Consider the following 16,311-nt stretch of genomic DNA (forward strand, 5'->3'; position numbering starts at 1 on the left):
CATGCAAGGCAAAGCGAGCACTTGATAAGCAATAAAACTTGGTTATAGTGCAGTTTATCTTTTGGTGCGGGCGGTTAGCTCAGCTGGTTAGAGCGCGTCGTTGACATCGACGAGGTCGGAAGTTCGAATCTTCTATCGCCCACCATTTTTCTTTATATATGTCAATAGATTGCTAGATTATTAGCAAGTACGGTTAATAACATAGATAGCAACTAGTGACCTTATAGTGACCACACCTGCATTGAAGTTCAAAAATAGACAATCGAACATAATTCGAATAAAAAGATAAATCTGGTTGACAAAGCTTTTATTTGTGTCATAAATGATAAATTATTCAATTTTATATTGACCTTCACTCAAGGGTCTGTATAGTCACGCCTATGCAAATCATTGAAACAAACCACTCTCACCCAATCGCACCTAAAGCCAATCCAGAGAATAAGCGTCAAATCTATTTGACAGAAACAGAAGTCGCAGAAAGGCTGGGTATGTCAGTCGAATGGCTTCGTAAGAATCGTCGAAATCGCACAGAAATTACCTTCAGTAAATTCAGTAATCGCGTAAGATATCATATTGATGATATTGAGGCTTATGAACAAAGTCGAAAAATAACACCAATCATCCCACAATATTAACCAACCTTCATAATTTCGTCACATTGGCATGGTATAATTTACATGTTTTCTTATGAATTTTTGTTTGCAGAATGCTTGTAATTTTTTCTGCTTATGCGGATTTATTACAGCTTGATGCTTACTTTATGGATTTGAAGACTTAACTTAACAATAACAAGCCAACATATAATTGGTATAATTTACACTTTAAATTCTAAAAATTATGAAAGTTTCAATTTTAAAAGCAGTTCTAATTATTGCCTTAGTATTCGCAGCTCTTGTTGCCTTACAGGTAATGGGTGGTTACCATTTATCAGCTAGCAAATTGTGGTTGAAGATAGTCCTCGGATTTTTCTGGTCTGGTGCCCTCTTTACCAATGCCATTTGGTCACCCTTTAATAAGGCGTTCAAATGGTGGCATATTGTTTACGGGCTGATTCTAGCATTTTCTAGTGTTGCCTTATACAATTCAGGCGGTCTATCACAATTAGGTATGACACTTGTTTGCTTAATTCAGGTGGCAGTATATTCTGAATTCATCTTCACGACAGATAGCGATGAATTCTTTCGAAGAAAGGTTCTTCCTGAGAGTGCTGATGAAGACGAAGAATTGGATTTGAATAGTTACAAAGAATCTGATTACCAGTATCAGAAACCCTATAGGGATGAAGATTTGGTATAAAGGTTTGAAAAAATAGAAAAGAAGGTTGAGCAAATGTGCTTGACCTCTTTTTTATTTACACCAACTTCACGACATTCTGCGCAGCAGCAGAATCATATTCGATGTAACGCTGTGTCGTGCCAAGACTCGAATGACCAGCGAGTCTTCGCACATCTTCAAGGCTTCCACCAACTGAACTGATTTTTCTTGCAGCCTGACTAATGAAATTTCTTCGCCCTGAATGGCTACTCGCACCTTCAAACCCTAAATCATTGTATAATTTTTGAAAGAAGTTCACGATGGTCTGTGCAGATGGTCGGTTTGAGCGCTGTGTTTTAATCACTCGTTCAACACCGTCAGGCGCATCATCGAGACTGCTTAACAGAAGCTGCAATGCATCTTTCAACTTAGGATGCAGGTAAATCACTCGACCACCCTTCTTGCCTTTACTTGCAGTGTTGGTGAGTTGAATCGTGTCAGTCAAACTACCCTCTGTGTCAGTAACCATTGACCACGTCAAAGATGAAACCTCTTTCGCACGTAAACCAGCTTTAAACGACAGCAAGAACATCACACGATTTCGTTCAGGGTGTTGAGTCTTCGATAAATAATCTAAAGCGACATTTTGTTGCTTGTCAGTAAGTATCTTTGCTTGGCGGTTTAACATGATTATCTCGTTATACTTTATTCAAATGAATGTAAATAATACTAAGACTAGACATGAAGTCAAGTTGAATCATCCCGTAAGCATTGCAAACACTAGGCTTGGTATAAAATATAGATTTCATACTGAGGTTGATTTTGAGGTGAACGTTGTTGCTAATTGGTTCAATACGACTGCAAAAAACTTCACTCATAAGCATCTGTAAAATAATGATTCAGAAAAATAATTGCACTTTTTTGAAATTATTTTCACGTCAAATCACTCGATTTTGAAGATTTGAGCCGCCTGAATATCAACATTATCATTTAATAACAGAATGATGATAGGGTTTTAATCCTACATCACCTCAAAAACACCATTTTTATAAATAAAAGTACGCAATGGAGTTTCTTTACGTCCTTTGCAGCAACTCAAAACGAAGGAATGACAGGTGATGACAACATTACTAACCACCATTGAAGCTGCACATTATCTCAGTGTTTCAGCGCAAACCATGAAGAACTGGCGAAGCTTAGGCAAACCACCAAGCTACATTAAATTGCAAAATGAAAAGATGGTCAGGTATCGACAAGGTGACCTTGATAGTTTTATCGAGCAGTTGGAATTGATGAATGTTGAGGGTGATGTTTGATGTCGTGCATTCTCAATTCCAAAGACGCAGAAGGAGAGATAAGAACTGAATCTCTTGCTAAGAAAAAGTATCTTCGTTCCAATGGCTTAAAGTTCAAAAGTTATGTTGAGGTGTATGATTACTTTATCAACATACTTGACCCGCAATATTTCATCACCATTGCATTCAATCCTGATAAAAAATCTAGGCCAATAAAGAAAAGTGATGATGAGAAAAATCAACGACATGACAAATCAAAAAAGTTTCGTCCAGAAATTGCCAGAAGGTATTACTCTCAAAAACTGAAATATATTTTTGGTCGGATGGATAGAAAGTTGGTTGGAAAAACATATCAGCACCCTGCAAAGAGAGAAAATCGTTGCGAAGGATTGGCAATCCCAGAACACCAAAGTTCTAATTTTCATTATCATATCTTATTGACGAACCAAAATCATAGTGAAGATGAACTGCATAATGCGATGGATTACAGCTTAACCAAGCTAAGAATGGATTATGCATCTTACGACATTCAGAAAATATGGAATGTTGAAGGCTTAAAGCACTACAGCCTGAAAGAGTTTTATAAACGATTGAGAACAAATGACATAGCAACCATTAACAACATTGCAGAACAGTTCATTCTGCTGGGAGAATTTCATTCTGAACACTAGGTTGAATATATGGAACCGTGCAACGCATAATTGAAGTATACTGACCTTTTCATCTTTGTTTCTCTTGTTACTTTATCCAAAGCAGCAATGGCGAAGCAATGGTTGGTTCGCTTGCGATTGATATACAGATAAGGTGATGTGTTGCTTGAGTTGATTGTTCAAGATTCATTAAAGCAGTTTTCTTGAAGTGTATGTGATTTATGTGGGTTGGTATGTAAAATTGAAAGAAGATGCTTCTAGAGAGCTTAAATGAGCAGTATGAAGATGTTTATTGTGAACAAAGAGTGAGATTATTTAAACGATGTTTTTCTTGTCGGTCTTGTAGATTGATTGCAGTAGAAATTTGATTTGCAACTTCTTCATTATGACAATGAATAACAAAGCCATGATGCTTATGAACCAGCTTGTAATCTTCAACCTTTGCTTCCTGAAGTTGATGTTCGATTGCTTCTTGTTCAGCAGCATAATCAAACACATCAGCGTAGATAATATCCTTGGTTGATGGGATGTAGAATTTTACCCAACCAGTGTACATTGGTGATGGTTCGATATGTAGATTCATAAGGTTTGTTCTTTGGTTTACTGGCCAGAATACAGCAGTTCAGTGTTGACGATACGTTCTTTCTTACGTGATGCACGGTACATCTTACGAAGCTTTTCTTTGATAGCCATAGGGTCATCAATGCCTTTTATCAGCAGTTTAGAGGTCGTATCATCTACAGATAGAACTTGAACCGTACCGATGTTCAAGAGTCGTTCAAAGAAGCCTTGTGAAACTGTGACATCTTTGATTCTGAAAAGTTCGATTTCTTCAAGTGTACGTGCGATAATGCCATGTTTGAAGATTAATCTCTCTGTCGTAATTGTGTACATATCCACCTTCATGTGAAGAAAAATGAAAGCGAATATAATCAACGTCAGTGGTAGCAACATAAACATAGTCATTAATGATGCACCGACACCTAGCACAATCCAGAACAAGAATGCTTTCCATGATGGCTTTATCTCTTGAATGACTGTTTCATCTTCTTCTAACTCTGGTTGGTTCTCTTCTGACATTGTGACCTCGTAGCTTTGATTGATAAGGAACAATAAGTTCCATTTACGGTACAATAATGCCGTGCCGTGCATAAATCAATGCGTTTAATTTCTTTAAATGAAAGATGAATTAAACGACCTAACAAAAAGATTAGCGGCTTATATCAAAGTTCAGCGAAAACAACGTGGCTGGAGTCATCAAACGCTTGCAGAGAAAGCAACACTGACCAGACGAACCATTGGCAAAATTGAAGCCAGTGAACGCAACCTAACGGTTACATCATTGCATAAGATTGCAAAGGCATTTGGTTCAACACCTGAAGAAGTGATTATTCAGGCAAAGAAGATGAATTTGACTGACGAGTGAATGTGCATTTAAACGCCATATAAAGCACGTACAGCACTGTTGTCGGTGTTACACCAGTTCGACACGCAAAGAACGGCCAATCACTTTGGCGGCACTTGTAATCGTTTCTAGTGAAACCCCTGTTTTCATTGGGTCGAGAAGGCGGTCAAGCTGTGAACGACTAGTTTGCATCATTTTGGCCATTGCTGTTTTGGTAATGTGCTTACGTTCCATTTCCTCAGCTATTTGACGTGCAATAACACGCTTCAACGCAATAGCAGTTACTTCATCTTTGATGCCTTCTTCTGAAAGAAAATCATCAAAGTCAGAACCCGCATGAATGTTTATTTTTTTAACCATTTGCTTCATATTCCTTTTGTCGTTTGACCGCCAAGTTGATTTCTTTCAATTCTGTCTTCTGTGATTTCTTGATAAAGCCATGTAACAAAATCATTTCACCATCATCTACACAGAACATTACACGAACAATTCGTTTATTCGTAATGTCACATCGAACTTCCCACAACCCTTTATGACCTTTGATTTGACGACATAAAGGTAGACCAATTGGCCAACTGAATTCACAATCTTTAATCGCAATGCCAATAAGCTTTCTATCTTCCTTATCCAGCCCTAACAACCATTGACGCACAGGCTCTTTACCTGAAGTCATGTGAAAGAATTTAGCAGTCAGTTTTTTTCTATCAATTACCATGATTGTACCATATTTGGTGCATAATGCCAACGCAAAATTTCATCCATCTTTTCGTTAGGTTCAGCAATTTTCATTAATTTGTCAGTGTGGTATTGAATCAAAGACAGTGGTTTTCGTAAAACTTCAATGCCGCCTTGAATATAATGACGGCCAGTCACAGATTTATTTTGACTATGATTTAGAAGTCTTGATACCAACGATTCGCTGGCGGTCCTTTGATACGCCAACTCTGAAAATGTACGTCGTAAATCGTGGCAAGTAATGCGTAAACCACACCTTTCTTCTATCCTTTCAACAAGCTTTTTGGGTTCTTCAATATGTCCAGATTTACTGGATTCACTAGGAAAAACCCAACTACTTTCATTCGCAGTAGATTGTTGAAGCTTCAACAACTCAAATATATTGTCTGTAATTGGCAGAATGTGAGGTTTGCCATTTTTTGTTTTTGGAATATATAAAATCAAATTGTCAAAATCAACATTGCGCCATGTCAATGTCATGGCCTCTGTTTTTCGTAATCCTGAGTATAAAATGAGCTTCAGAAGATTAACCAATGCTGCGTTTTCATCTTCGATAAGCGCAGTGTACCAAGTTTGCATCTGATGTGGCTGAATGTAGTTTTTGCGAGCTTTGCAAGGATTCCATTCTTCTTTTGTTGTTAGAATTTTCACTGGGTTTTTATAAATATCATTGTCAGCGAAATGATACTTTAAAACCGATTGCAAGCTAGTGAACGCTTTATTTGCAGCGTAAGGTCCTGCCTTTTTCGTAATGCTGTTATGACGCTTCAAAACCATGTCAGCAGTAATGATTGATACAGGTTTACTCATCCAATCTGAAAGATGACGATAAAATGTTGCGCGAAATTCTTTTGGATGTTTCAGTTTTTCATTTTTGATTCTATTAGCAAGATATGTATCCAATGCAGTTGTCAATTCTGTCGCTTGCAGCTTGGTCATTTGCAAACGGTCTTTCGGATTTTTACCTTCCTGCATTTCAAAGTGTTTTGCTCGCGCTGATTTTCTGGCTATCTCAACGCTTATTTCTGGAAAGCGGCCAAGCTTGATACTTACGTACCTACCCTTCAATCTCTTTCTGAAAAAGAAAGTTTTACTGTTCTTTCCAACTTTTATGTGTAAGCCTTGAACCTTGCTATCCCAAACTACCACCTGAATTCCTGATTCGTTTGGTAACTTGCTAATAATATCTTTAGTGAGATTTTTTGTATTCTTATTTTCTGTTTTGCTAGTCATGTCATCTTCTGTATTTTAGTTATGCTTTAGTGACCATGCTGGGTAACAACTGGTACAACTAGAAAATAGAATAAAATTGAGAAACTGCAAAATAAACATTATAAAACAGTAAATTATAACAACTCATGTGACTGCATAATAACAGGTACAACTAACAAATTAAGTCAAAAATAGGTTTGACATCGACGAGGTCGGGGATTCGAATTCCTTACCGCCCACCATATTTTTCAATAGGTTAGACGAATAACACTTACACCTCTTAGAGTCCGTTGCTCCCCAGTTGCTCCCCTTGAGATACACTCCCAGCTATTTTTATCCATTCCTATCAAGCTCAAATCTATCTTCTTTTACAAGTTCCTGAAGGTGACTACGAAGAATTCCTGTGGCATGCAATCTAGCAAGAGGTAAAGTAGTTGCGGGTTCGACTCCTTATTTTGCTTCTCAGTATAGGAGGCGTCCGCTAGCTTCCTATGGCTAGGAAATAGTAAAAACAAAGGAATCGGAGTTTTTGCCAGAAATGGTCATTCAGTAGAGAGCTTGGGGTGGGATGATGGTGGCTTTCAGTCTTTTCTGCCGTGCACTATTTCTAACGATTTTAATCTCCTTGCTATTTGGACAAAGAAGGTGGATTCGCAAGCTACAGGATATATTGCTCAGTTGTGGAAATATTTACAGCTTCACAAAAGTCGACTTTGTTCCTCGCCAATGATTCTCTGTGGCGACTTAAATAGTAGTGCTTTATGGGATAAGAAAAGAGTCTGGAATCACAGTAAAGTTGTCAGTGAGCTAGATGAGATAGGATTCAAAAGTCTTTACCACGAGTTAACAAACGAAGAGCAAGGTAAAGAGTCGCGGCCAACACTTTTCATGCATCGACAGATTGAAAGGCCCTATCATATTGATTACTTTTTCATTCCAGAATTGGCGCTAGAAAATAGTCAATTAACGATAGGTGACCCTACCACTTGGCTGGAACTCAGCGATCACATGCCGTTAGTATGCGATGTAGAGGAAGATAAACTTTTATAAAGTTGGTTAAAGTTATATTTGTGGCTTTATCAAATTCTCCATAATGGAAGTTTTCAAAATTGTTCATAAAAAGATGGCTAGCAGAATCTTTGTTTGAACATGAGTCAGTCATAAAAATATCGCCAACACCACAACTACTGGCCTGAAGCTGCCAGCAGATATTGGTGCATAAGTGATTCGGCCAGTGATAACTCAAACTGGCCTAGTGGGCTGTGAACGGGATCGCCGTCATTCCCACCACCATGATTGCTCCATATCTGTTCTTACCAGATGGCTTCTCCCATGGTCCCGGCGCTTTTGGATCCCGGTCTCCGTTAGTTTGGTATTCACCTCATAGCCAAACCCTGCTTCAGTTACGCCGCCACCTCCTCACGTAACGACGATATTTCGGTAATGCGCTGAAACTCATTCAATATGTTTGGGTGATGCTTGGACAAGTAGCGCGTAATTTGTGTGTTCTCGAGCAAATTACTCAGATAGCCTTTCGCAAAGGTGAGACTCAGCACATCGGCACCATAACCTTCCTCAATAAGCTTATATTCTCGTTGCAAGCTAGCCATCTCATTTTCCATGCGTGCCATTTGCTCCGGTGTGAGTCCTTTAATGCTTTTGGGCTTTTCAGGGTTCTTGAGTTGATCTTTAGGCGTACTGCCTAGAATGGCTTTGGCGTAGGTTGCATTAAAGCTATTGGCATCAACCATAAGCGTTGCGGCTTCAACCTGTCGCAAAGGCTTCATACGCTTGAGAACATTGAATACACTACCCGGAACAATCTTATCTTTGAGAATCTCGGCTGCTTCATCACAGATGCCCTTCAAGAGATTACGCTTCATGATAATACTCTTCACATCAAGGTTCAGCGCCGCCGCTATTTTATCCTCTGACACGCCTCGCTCAACCGCTTTCAGAATCATTTTATGCTCCTGGATGGGGGCAAGACGGTTTATATGTTTGTTGTAGGTGAAGGATTCATCATCTGATGAAATTAGGCATAGCGTTTTCTCCTGCTCCAAATCTTGCAATGCCTGCAAACGCACATGACCATCAAGTAAATAATAAGTGCCCTTCTCTTCTGTCACGACCAATGGCTCAATCACGCCAATTTCACGAATAGAGGAAAGTATTCGTTTGTATTTAATGCTCACTTTGATGGCTTTGGTCACCACCCGCGTAGGCGTTATTGTTTTAAGCGGCAGTTCTACCAGCCGATCTTCAAAGCCAATGGTAATATTATCTGTAAAAAGCTGTGAACCTCTAGAACTCATGCGCCTTCTCCCAATAATTCGGAAATAGGCTTGGGGATAGTTTCTAATCCTTCCGCTTTCAGAAGCGTCATAAAATGCTCTTCTTCATAAATACGCCGTAGCGATTGTTTGATGAAAAGCAATCGGTGGCTAACGAGACTAGCTTTGCGCGTGAGTAGGGATTTACGATCGACTTCGCGCTGATAGACTTCCATCACATCGCCTGCAGTGACGATGCCCGATCCAGAACCAGACTTGGAGTTTCGTTCCTCTGGAGTAGATCCCATACCCTTGCCGAGTCGCTGGCGCTTCTCGATTAGATTTTTGGCCAAAAGCAATTTCTTGCCGCGCAATTGTTTCTTTTCATAAGCCTCCTGTAGTGCTTCCTGACCACTACCGGATGATGTAGCAATGGACATTGCCACCGTGAGCGGAATATGACCGGATTCGACTGCCGCTAGTAGACGCTGCTCACCGCGTTTCAATAAGTCGAGCACCGCATAAACATATTTATCGCTCAGTCCCGTCTTTTTCGCTATTTCAATAGCTTTATACCCCTTTTGCTGAAGAGCTTCGATTCCCTGCAGAAGATCGATAGAACGATGCTGACGCCTTGCTAGATTCTCAACCAGACTCATAATCAGCGCCTCTTCTTCAGAAGCTTCAATCACAATAGCAGGAATATGCGTTTGTTCATGCGCCTCAAACGCTTCAATACGCCCCTGTCCGCAGACAAGATCATATTTCTTCTCACCAGAGGAAGATTCCGTCACGGTAATGGGACGCTTCAAACCTACCTTGGTGATATTCTCGGTAATAGTCTGAAAGATACGCTTATTGCGCACCCGAGGATTTAAGATATTGATATCTTCAATCGAGATCATTTCTATCTGCTGGCTCATACGGATTCTGGCTCCTTAATAGGTTCACGCTCCGTCATGAAAAAGAAGGCTTCGAGATCATCAAAACGATAAGCATCTAAGGCAAGACCATTATGCTCGTTCAGGCGTAGCTTCGGATTTTCAATATCAATGGAAGGCAGCAGATAATAGTCGAGAGGTTGCTGATTTTGTGCATCCATGCGAATAGCAATTGTTACATCTGGCTCCAAACCAGAATCCAAGCGCATCTTCCAGCGATACGAGCCAGCAGACGTTTGCAAACATCTGCATATTATCATGGAAACGCTCACCTCATCATTAATGTTAAACAGGTCGGAGCCGACCTGGTGCGTAATAGTGGCGCCGAGCGATTCGATTTTCTGAATCGTTTGCGCAAACACATCCGCATGAAGCTTGCGAAGATAGCGGTTAATTTCGATATAACGGTAATCACGGTCAGGCGTATAGCCAATCAACTTGTAGGCGCGTATTAAACTGCCAAAACGGTTAGAATAAGCTCCACTAGATGGCATATTCTCCTGCTCATCGATCACGACACCAGATAACCAGCCATTACGTTCTTGTAAGCGCTGTAATTTCTCTAGCATTTCTTCATTACTGTAACGGCGATTGCGCTCTCTTAGGATTCCTTGCACCGTGTAGAAGTCGCTAGGGTTAACAATGGCTTCAAAAACCCCTTCTGCACGCACCCACATTTCAGGGTCATTTTCAACAAGGCGGTTTTTGAGCTTGTTCGAAGTACGGTTGAAGACGTTATTGCCGATATATTTTTCGTTGGTGAGAATCTGATGCACGGTGCCGCGACTCCAATCTCGCCCGAAATCTGTTTTGATGCCGCGTCGGTTTAATTCAGTGGCTATCTGACTTTCTTTCATGCCCTCATTGATAAAGGAGTCATACATCCAACGTACGTTTTGCACTTCTTCATCAGGTCCCGGCACAAGAATGACGCGATCTGTTTGAAAGCTTTTATGCTGACCAGGCTTTAGCACGCCTTTGGTTAATCCGTGTTCATCAATCAGCATCCGCCGCAATCCATAGCCAGCAGGGCCGCCTTGGCGATAACCTTTTTTAATCAACCGACACTGACCAGCAAATACTTTGCCGGATAACTCACGACTATATTCGCCAGCCATTGCGCGTTTTACGCCTTTGACGATCGTTGCGACAGGGCTTCCATCATTTTCAAATTGCTCGGCAACATATTGAACGTCGATACCCGCACGACGGCAGATATATTCATAATAGGCGCTTTCATCGGCATCTTGAAAACGTCCCCAGCGTGTGACATCTAGAACCAGAATAGTCCCAAACTCGGCGCGTTTGTTTTCTACATCTTCAATTAAGCGCCTAAGTGCATCGCGTCCCTCAATTTTGAGACCGCTTTTTCCATGGTCGGCATAGGTGTTAATAATCTCGAGATTTTTCTTATCCGCATATTCCCGAATGGTGGCTTCTTGGTTTTCGGTGGAGTATTTTTGATGATCCGTTGACATGCGCACATAAATGGCAGCTTTAGTTGGATTAGGTTTAACAGCCTTGTTGTTTTCATCAAAAATCTCGTTCACGAATTCTCCTTTATCTTCATTAACCAATACTCGCCATGCGACTAAATAACGGCATCACTGCGCCTCTTTCAAAATACCAAAGAAGGAGGCGTTATGTCGCTAACGAAAAATACGCAAGAATTTCCAAACAAAATCACAGAACGAAACATCATTATTTTGATTGGGAACTTGCTGCGCAATATTCATCCAAATGAGAGTGCTGCAGTAAAACGAATCAGCCGAAAAACTGGCATTGAAATACGAACTATTGAGGGCTGGTTCCAATCTCGCAACACGCCGAATGTAAAGAACTTATTGCTACTAATGCTTCATTATCCTGAGATAAAAGAAGCTGTCATGAAAATTACGCGTAACAACATTGATGAGCACATCACTTTCGATAATAAATCAGCTAAAAAGATTGGGAAGCAAACAGGCAATAATTTTAACCCATTTCAGATTTATAGGGTCATTTTTGACCCTATAAATTCAATCGCCGATACTCGAAAGATTTCAGATTTGAACCTTCGTCAGCTATGGTTCGTGAACGAAATACATAATGGTTCGAATCCCAATTCAGAATCCATACAGGCTATCTGGGGTAACGCCCTAGTGGTTTCAACGGTCAAACCGTTTTTACACCAACTTCACCACATTCTGTGCCGCACTGGTATCATATTCTATATAATATTAAGAGGCTCTGTGAGGAGATGGATAAACATAGACGAGTTGGCTGTAAGTTTATTAGATGTCAGCTATTTAAGTTAAGCGCGGTGGTTCTCTGATTTTAGTTTTTCTTCTGCATCACGCAAATTGATGATTTGCGCGCGGTGGCCCTCGCCTTGATTCAGCTGGGTATGATGTATATTGCGACTCTTTTGCTCTGCCTCAATCCTCTGCATTTGCGCTTGGCGCTCCTCCACTGAAGGGTGAGTGCTGTATAAACCTTGTGCTTTCGTGTGTGCGGCTGGCAGTGGGAGATTCCCGTCGGTTTGGGGGATTTCTATCGGGTCTGGTGTTAAGTTATCGGGGTAATTCCCAAGCTTCTGCAGCGCACTGGCGAGTTTCTCAGGTTTGCGCGTAATCCACGCCGCCTCTCTATCCGCCTTAAGTTCTTCATGGCGTTGATGTGCATGTAGCGGAATCGATGTAGCTTTACTGAATAACCATGCAGCGGCACCAAACGTCACCGCATTGACAAATGGGTTTTGTAACGGTTTCCATAAATGCTTCATGACTTGATGCGTTGCAACTGCGGCGAGCCCTGCTGTCACGGCATAATAACCGAGAGTCACCGCCATATCAGTTTTGCCATGTTTTTGATGAGATATCTCATGCGCTAAAATCACCTCGCGCTCGTCTTTATCGAGGCGCTTAAGGAGACCGGTCGAGATCACAATGGTGCCGGTATGCACAAAGGCGGCATTGGGTACATCTTGTTCATACAGCACGAGCTTAGGTCTATTGGGCATCTTTTCGAGATCATAAATCTTTTGCACTTGGGCGATAAGTTCGCTGTCTTGTGCCTGCGTCGCGACACGATAGCTGCTCGCGCCGAGTGCCTGTAAGCCCATTTTCTCCCAATAGCCAATCGCCTCATTCTGCGGAGAAACCGCATGCTGTAAGGCGCCGAGCGCAGAATAGAGCTTTGACATCATGCCATAAAGCTACAGCAACTGTGTTACAGCTTAATGACAGAACCCTAGAAAAGACTGAAAAATCAGCGTTTTTCGCGCATAAATGAACCGGGTTTCTTACGACTCGGCACATAATCTCCTTCTTTTTCGTTTTCCACTAACGATTCTTTCTCAACGGCCTTAACCGGCACTTCTATCTCTGCACCCGTTTGGGGAGGTTCTTCTGCTTGCACTGCCTCTTTTGTCGCTTCTTGGGAGGCTTCATCTTCCATGGTCTGCACATCGTCTTCGACCTCTTTCAAAGCATCTTCAGCAGTCTTAGCATCTTCCACTTCTTGCTTCGAAGAAGGGTTGAAAATATCAAAGAATCCACGCAAAAATCCTGGGGTTAGCACCGATAACGGATTGACACTAATTTTGGGATCATCCGCCTTTCCCTTCATGCTGTAATTCACCGCCACCAAGCCTTCACCGCCGGTTAGCACTTTATAAACCTCACCAATAATAGGAATACCACCCAACACCGTATCGAGTAATTTTGCGGGGATAACCGCGCCCTCAATTTTCAACGTATCAGGTTTAATATCGAGGGCGCCATCGGCGGTAATCCCAAGCGACGGCCCTACAGCACGTGCGTCTTTAATGATCAATTTTTGCGTGTCATATTGGAACGGCACCACCATTTTCTGGAAACTCAATCCGCCCCCAGACATCACATCAAGAATCCCGGTGAACGTGGCAACGGTCAACAACTTTGCTAAAACAGGGACACCTTTTACATTAAAGTCATCTAACGCAAAACGGCCTGCCATTGGATTATTCGGCAGATCATCTTGATAAACCGCATTTAAGCTCAGAGAGCCGTTGCGCATATCATCGAACAAGCCAGTCACACGTAAAATGCGTCCAAGATTTGGAGTCGTCGCAGAGAAGTTCCGTTTACCGTCAACCTCCCCCACTTTAGCAGCAACTGGCACATCACCACTACGCGTCTGGAGGGAGAAACTTTGACAGCGCTTATTTGAGCATTTCGCCGTCAGTTTGAGATCTTGTAATTCTCTATCTTCAGCAAATCTGACCTTATCAAGCGACACATCAATCACAGCATCTGGGATATTTGCTAATCGCTGCAACACCGATTCTCCTGAACTTTGTTTTTCAGATTGATCGCCCATGAAAGGCTCAAGGTCTAGCATCTCTGCGTTGATCGTTAGATTATGCTGAGTGCCCTTTCGGAAGTAATTCCCGTTAAGCTTAGTCTTCCCTAACGTAAGATGGTTCATTTGACTCTTCAGCACATTACCCGTCTTTTTACTGACTTCTAAAGAGCCCGAAAACTTAATTTGAGAATCATCAATCGCCAGAGAGGATAGGAATATACGCCCACTGGAAGCACTCCCGTTAGCTCTGATATTCCCTGCTTGCCCAGCCACCTTTCGGATCTTTAAATCTGGAATCGAATAGCCCATATCGCGCGTATCCGCATTGAGGAGAACTCTCGGACGTTCACCGGAATTCTGTACCCAGTCCGCTTCCAAATCAACTGCACCTGACAGGTAACGGTTTAGGTCATTCGAGGCGAGAGCAGCAACCGATACCGGCAAGTACCCCGAATAGTGATATTGCTCGCTATCCTTTGTGATGCTTAAATCGGTATCGAATTTCTGCTGATTGAACTTACCGCTCGCAGAAAACTCGACCCCTGCATTATTGGCTTTTATTTCTCCATTAAGCGCAGATAAGTCAGCGCCTTTGGCCAGCCCGGCATAAGCAACATTTTGCAAATCACCCTTTAGTTGGAAATCCACTTCATCTTCAACGGGCGAGACTTGATCAATCACTTTCATGGAAAGCACACCTTGCAACCGCCCCTTCATAGATGCTGGGTTTAAAGAGAATGACGCGGGTAGTTTATAAGGCGTGGATTTCATAAACTCTAATACGTCGCTAATTTTGGCGGTCAGCGGTATATCAATCAAAATATTAACATTATTCACCATCAAATCAGGAATGCGCACGCGTGCAAATGGGTAGGCTCTGACCGGATGTAATTTAGTGCCACTCAGCATGCGCACCGAATCAATCTCCGCTAATAAGGTTTGTCCGGCAAAAATCACACGGCCATTAGCTTTCTTTACTTCCGGGAAGCCGGCAACGAACTCTATAATTGAGTCTTCCACATGTAAAACGGCCTGCACTGCATCACTCGGCAAGATATCTTGCTTTAAATCCTTAGGAGTTAGATTGATATTAAACTCACCTTTTTTGACCGTCGCCTGGCGGATACTGCTCGTAATCCAGCGATAGGCGTCTTTGCCTACGCCTTGAGGCCAGTTTTTCTTCAAAAAAGGTAAATCGAATTCACCCAACGAACCTCGCGCTAAGAAGCTTGGCTGATCGAACGTTCCACTCACCTCACCTTTCACTTTCAGATTAGCCAGCGCCTTACTCTTTAAGTCGAAATTCAGCACCTCAATCTGGTTAGGAAAAACAATACTTGATTCGATCCTTCCCGAAAGTGGCACACTCACTTTAGCCAAATCCGCAAGTGCCGCACTTGCTTTGGCAAACTGTGATAACGTGATTTGATGCACATTCACATCTGCTTTGAGTTGCTTGCCTTCATGCGCGTAATGGAAGTTAGATTGCAACAAGGCAGGCTGCTGACGATCATTCTTATAAGAAGCTGAAATACTACCGCTCACCTCTTCTGACAATAAAACGGAATCAATATGGGCGGAAAAGTTCGGTAGCTTAAGCTCAAATCCGGTCAGTTCGCTTTTATATTCCATCGAGGCGCGGGATATATTGACCCGTCCGATACCGAGCTCGAACAGGTGCTCTAGACTAAATGCATCTTCAGTTTTCACTGTTTCAGATGTTTTATCTGCGGCAAAGAAGAGTGAGTCTAAACGCGTTGGAGCGGCCTGCTCACGTGTATCAAGATAAAACACACCCTGCTTATCCTGTAATATTGCAAAGTCAGCTCCTAATATCTCGACACTATTGGGAACGAATTTACCCTTCAACATTCCCCAAAAGCTCGGAGAGAGTTTTAACTCAGGAATATTAAGCAACACCTCTCCGGCTGGGTTCTTCAATTTCAAAGATTCGATCGATAATAAAAGCGGCGCTTTAAAGCCTTCATTCTTCAAAACGACTTTGCCGAGTTGTAAATCGTATCCTAACTTGGCGAAATCGACATCAAATTCCTGCATAAGGGCAGGAACATGCGCCGTCATATCGCGGGGAGTCCAGCTGAGCCAAGCGTAGAGACCTAAGCTAATACCCAGCACTAATGCTAAAATCACCGCAAAAGTAGTGTCTAACCAATTGAAGGTTTTTTTAAGCATGAGATTCGTTATACTGCCTGTAGTTTC

18 protein-coding genes and 1 tRNA gene are annotated in these 16,311 nt (G+C 41.9%); 8 read left to right on the forward strand and 11 right to left on the reverse strand.

Annotation, left to right across the window (positions count from 1 at the left end):
* The first annotated feature begins 68 nt into the window (after window positions 1-68).
* From P8P30_03910 to P8P30_03920, 3 genes are all read left to right on the forward strand, one after another.
* Window positions 69-145: transfer RNA gene (locus P8P30_03910), tRNA-Val, on the forward strand.
* 235 nt (window positions 146-380) lie between these two features.
* Window positions 381-635 carry a helix-turn-helix domain-containing protein gene (locus P8P30_03915; GenBank protein MDG1286693.1) on the forward strand — a complete coding sequence of 85 codons (255 nt, stop codon included), beginning with the start codon at window positions 381-383 and terminating at the stop codon, window positions 633-635.
* A gap of 202 nt (window positions 636-837) precedes the next feature.
* On the forward strand, window positions 838-1,296 hold the full coding sequence (locus P8P30_03920) for a hypothetical protein (GenBank protein ID MDG1286694.1): 459 nt from the start codon (window positions 838-840) through the stop codon (window positions 1,294-1,296).
* Window positions 1,297-1,351: 55 nt separating this feature from the next.
* Here the strand turns inward: P8P30_03920 and P8P30_03925 are convergent, their stop codons facing one another.
* Entirely contained in the window at window positions 1,352-1,942 is a 591-nt protein-coding gene (locus tag P8P30_03925) for a site-specific integrase (protein MDG1286695.1), read from the reverse strand.
* Between the two features lie 430 nt (window positions 1,943-2,372).
* On the opposite strand from P8P30_03925, the gene P8P30_03930 reads away from it, so the two are divergent.
* Together P8P30_03930 and P8P30_03935 are read left to right on the forward strand one after the other, a co-directional pair.
* Window positions 2,373-2,570 carry a helix-turn-helix domain-containing protein gene (locus P8P30_03930; protein MDG1286696.1) on the forward strand — a complete coding sequence of 66 codons (198 nt, stop codon included), beginning with the start codon at window positions 2,373-2,375 and terminating at the stop codon, window positions 2,568-2,570.
* Window positions 2,570-3,220, forward strand: coding sequence for a hypothetical protein (locus P8P30_03935; GenBank protein MDG1286697.1), 651 nt, complete (start codon window positions 2,570-2,572; stop codon window positions 3,218-3,220). Before P8P30_03930 ends, P8P30_03935 begins: the two co-directional genes overlap by 1 nt.
* Before the next feature lie 268 nt (window positions 3,221-3,488).
* On the opposite strand, the gene P8P30_03940 is transcribed toward P8P30_03935, so the two are convergent.
* Window positions 3,489-3,782, reverse strand: a complete 294-nt coding sequence (locus tag P8P30_03940) for a hypothetical protein (GenBank protein MDG1286698.1) — start codon at window positions 3,780-3,782, stop codon at window positions 3,489-3,491.
* A 17-nt stretch (window positions 3,783-3,799) separates the two neighbouring features.
* Window positions 3,800-4,279 carry a PH domain-containing protein gene (locus P8P30_03945; GenBank protein ID MDG1286699.1) on the reverse strand — a complete coding sequence of 160 codons (480 nt, stop codon included), beginning with the start codon at window positions 4,277-4,279 and terminating at the stop codon, window positions 3,800-3,802.
* Window positions 4,280-4,376: 97 nt separating this feature from the next.
* On the opposite strand from P8P30_03945, the gene P8P30_03950 reads away from it, so the two are divergent.
* Window positions 4,377-4,625 carry a helix-turn-helix transcriptional regulator gene (locus P8P30_03950; GenBank protein MDG1286700.1) on the forward strand — a complete coding sequence of 83 codons (249 nt, stop codon included), beginning with the start codon at window positions 4,377-4,379 and terminating at the stop codon, window positions 4,623-4,625.
* Between the two features lie 48 nt (window positions 4,626-4,673).
* Here the strand turns inward: P8P30_03950 and P8P30_03955 are convergent, their stop codons facing one another.
* The 3 genes from P8P30_03955 to P8P30_03965 are packed head-to-tail and all read right to left on the reverse strand — an operon-like array spanning window position 4,674 to window position 6,572.
* Window positions 4,674-4,964 (reverse strand): Fis family transcriptional regulator, encoded by a 291-nt coding sequence (locus P8P30_03955; GenBank protein ID MDG1286701.1) that lies wholly within the window; start codon window positions 4,962-4,964, stop codon window positions 4,674-4,676.
* Window positions 4,957-5,319 (reverse strand): type II toxin-antitoxin system RelE/ParE family toxin, encoded by a 363-nt coding sequence (locus P8P30_03960; protein ID MDG1286702.1) that lies wholly within the window; start codon window positions 5,317-5,319, stop codon window positions 4,957-4,959. The genes P8P30_03955 and P8P30_03960 overlap by 8 nt, the downstream gene beginning before the upstream one ends.
* Window positions 5,313-6,572, reverse strand: a complete 1,260-nt coding sequence (locus P8P30_03965; GenBank protein ID MDG1286703.1) for an integrase family protein — start codon at window positions 6,570-6,572, stop codon at window positions 5,313-5,315. The genes P8P30_03960 and P8P30_03965 overlap by 7 nt, the downstream gene beginning before the upstream one ends.
* Window positions 6,573-7,196: 624 nt before the next feature.
* Between P8P30_03965 and P8P30_03970 the strand changes: the two genes are divergently transcribed.
* Entirely contained in the window at window positions 7,197-7,601 is a 405-nt protein-coding gene (locus P8P30_03970) for an endonuclease/exonuclease/phosphatase family protein (protein MDG1286704.1), read from the forward strand.
* A 353-nt stretch (window positions 7,602-7,954) separates the two neighbouring features.
* On the opposite strand, the gene P8P30_03975 is transcribed toward P8P30_03970, so the two are convergent.
* The 3 genes from P8P30_03975 to P8P30_03985 are packed head-to-tail and all read right to left on the reverse strand — an operon-like array spanning window position 7,955 to window position 11,315.
* Entirely contained in the window at window positions 7,955-8,866 is a 912-nt protein-coding gene (locus tag P8P30_03975; protein MDG1286705.1) for a plasmid partitioning protein RepB C-terminal domain-containing protein, read from the reverse strand.
* Complete coding sequence (locus tag P8P30_03980) at window positions 8,863-9,747, reverse strand: ParB/RepB/Spo0J family partition protein (protein MDG1286706.1); 885 nt, start codon at window positions 9,745-9,747, stop codon at window positions 8,863-8,865. Before P8P30_03980 ends, P8P30_03975 begins: the two co-directional genes overlap by 4 nt.
* Window positions 9,744-11,315, reverse strand: coding sequence for a recombinase family protein (locus P8P30_03985; GenBank protein MDG1286707.1), 1,572 nt, complete (start codon window positions 11,313-11,315; stop codon window positions 9,744-9,746). The genes P8P30_03980 and P8P30_03985 overlap by 4 nt, the downstream gene beginning before the upstream one ends.
* 93 nt (window positions 11,316-11,408) lie before the next feature.
* On the opposite strand from P8P30_03985, the gene P8P30_03990 reads away from it, so the two are divergent.
* Window positions 11,409-12,062 carry a hypothetical protein gene (locus tag P8P30_03990; GenBank protein MDG1286708.1) on the forward strand — a complete coding sequence of 218 codons (654 nt, stop codon included), beginning with the start codon at window positions 11,409-11,411 and terminating at the stop codon, window positions 12,060-12,062.
* Here P8P30_03990 and P8P30_03995 read toward each other — a convergent pair.
* Window positions 12,059-12,952: a M48 family metalloprotease gene (locus P8P30_03995; protein MDG1286709.1), complete on the reverse strand. Its 894-nt coding sequence runs from the start codon at window positions 12,950-12,952 to the stop codon at window positions 12,059-12,061. The two genes, P8P30_03990 and P8P30_03995, sit on opposite strands and share 4 nt — an antisense overlap.
* Before the next feature lie 62 nt (window positions 12,953-13,014).
* Window positions 13,015-16,284 carry an AsmA-like C-terminal domain-containing protein gene (locus P8P30_04000; GenBank protein ID MDG1286710.1) on the reverse strand — a complete coding sequence of 1,090 codons (3,270 nt, stop codon included), beginning with the start codon at window positions 16,282-16,284 and terminating at the stop codon, window positions 13,015-13,017.
* Window positions 16,285-16,311 lie beyond the last annotated feature (27 nt).

Source organism: Rickettsiales bacterium, assembly GCA_029252805.1.
Lineage (GTDB): Bacteria > Pseudomonadota > Alphaproteobacteria > Rickettsiales > JALZUV01 > JALZUV01.

Coding starts and splice junctions, on each gene's coding strand:
- P8P30_03915 (MDG1286693.1), top strand. CDS start 381: ATGCAAATCATTGAAACAAACCACTCTCACCCAATCGCACCTAAAGCC.
- P8P30_03920 (MDG1286694.1), top strand. CDS start 838: ATGAAAGTTTCAATTTTAAAAGCAGTTCTAATTATTGCCTTAGTATTC.
- P8P30_03925 (MDG1286695.1), bottom strand. CDS start 1,942: ATGTTAAACCGCCAAGCAAAGATACTTACTGACAAGCAACAAAATGTC.
- P8P30_03930 (MDG1286696.1), top strand. CDS start 2,373: ATGACAACATTACTAACCACCATTGAAGCTGCACATTATCTCAGTGTT.
- P8P30_03935 (MDG1286697.1), top strand. CDS start 2,570: ATGTCGTGCATTCTCAATTCCAAAGACGCAGAAGGAGAGATAAGAACT.
- P8P30_03940 (MDG1286698.1), bottom strand. CDS start 3,782: ATGAATCTACATATCGAACCATCACCAATGTACACTGGTTGGGTAAAA.
- P8P30_03945 (MDG1286699.1), bottom strand. CDS start 4,279: ATGTCAGAAGAGAACCAACCAGAGTTAGAAGAAGATGAAACAGTCATT.
- P8P30_03950 (MDG1286700.1), top strand. CDS start 4,377: ATGAAAGATGAATTAAACGACCTAACAAAAAGATTAGCGGCTTATATC.
- P8P30_03955 (MDG1286701.1), bottom strand. CDS start 4,964: ATGGTTAAAAAAATAAACATTCATGCGGGTTCTGACTTTGATGATTTT.
- P8P30_03960 (MDG1286702.1), bottom strand. CDS start 5,319: ATGGTAATTGATAGAAAAAAACTGACTGCTAAATTCTTTCACATGACT.
- P8P30_03965 (MDG1286703.1), bottom strand. CDS start 6,572: ATGACTAGCAAAACAGAAAATAAGAATACAAAAAATCTCACTAAAGAT.
- P8P30_03975 (MDG1286705.1), bottom strand. CDS start 8,866: ATGAGTTCTAGAGGTTCACAGCTTTTTACAGATAATATTACCATTGGC.
- P8P30_03980 (MDG1286706.1), bottom strand. CDS start 9,747: ATGAGCCAGCAGATAGAAATGATCTCGATTGAAGATATCAATATCTTA.
- P8P30_03990 (MDG1286708.1), top strand. CDS start 11,409: ATGTCGCTAACGAAAAATACGCAAGAATTTCCAAACAAAATCACAGAA.
- P8P30_03995 (MDG1286709.1), bottom strand. CDS start 12,952: ATGATGTCAAAGCTCTATTCTGCGCTCGGCGCCTTACAGCATGCGGTT.
- P8P30_04000 (MDG1286710.1), bottom strand. CDS start 16,284: ATGCTTAAAAAAACCTTCAATTGGTTAGACACTACTTTTGCGGTGATT.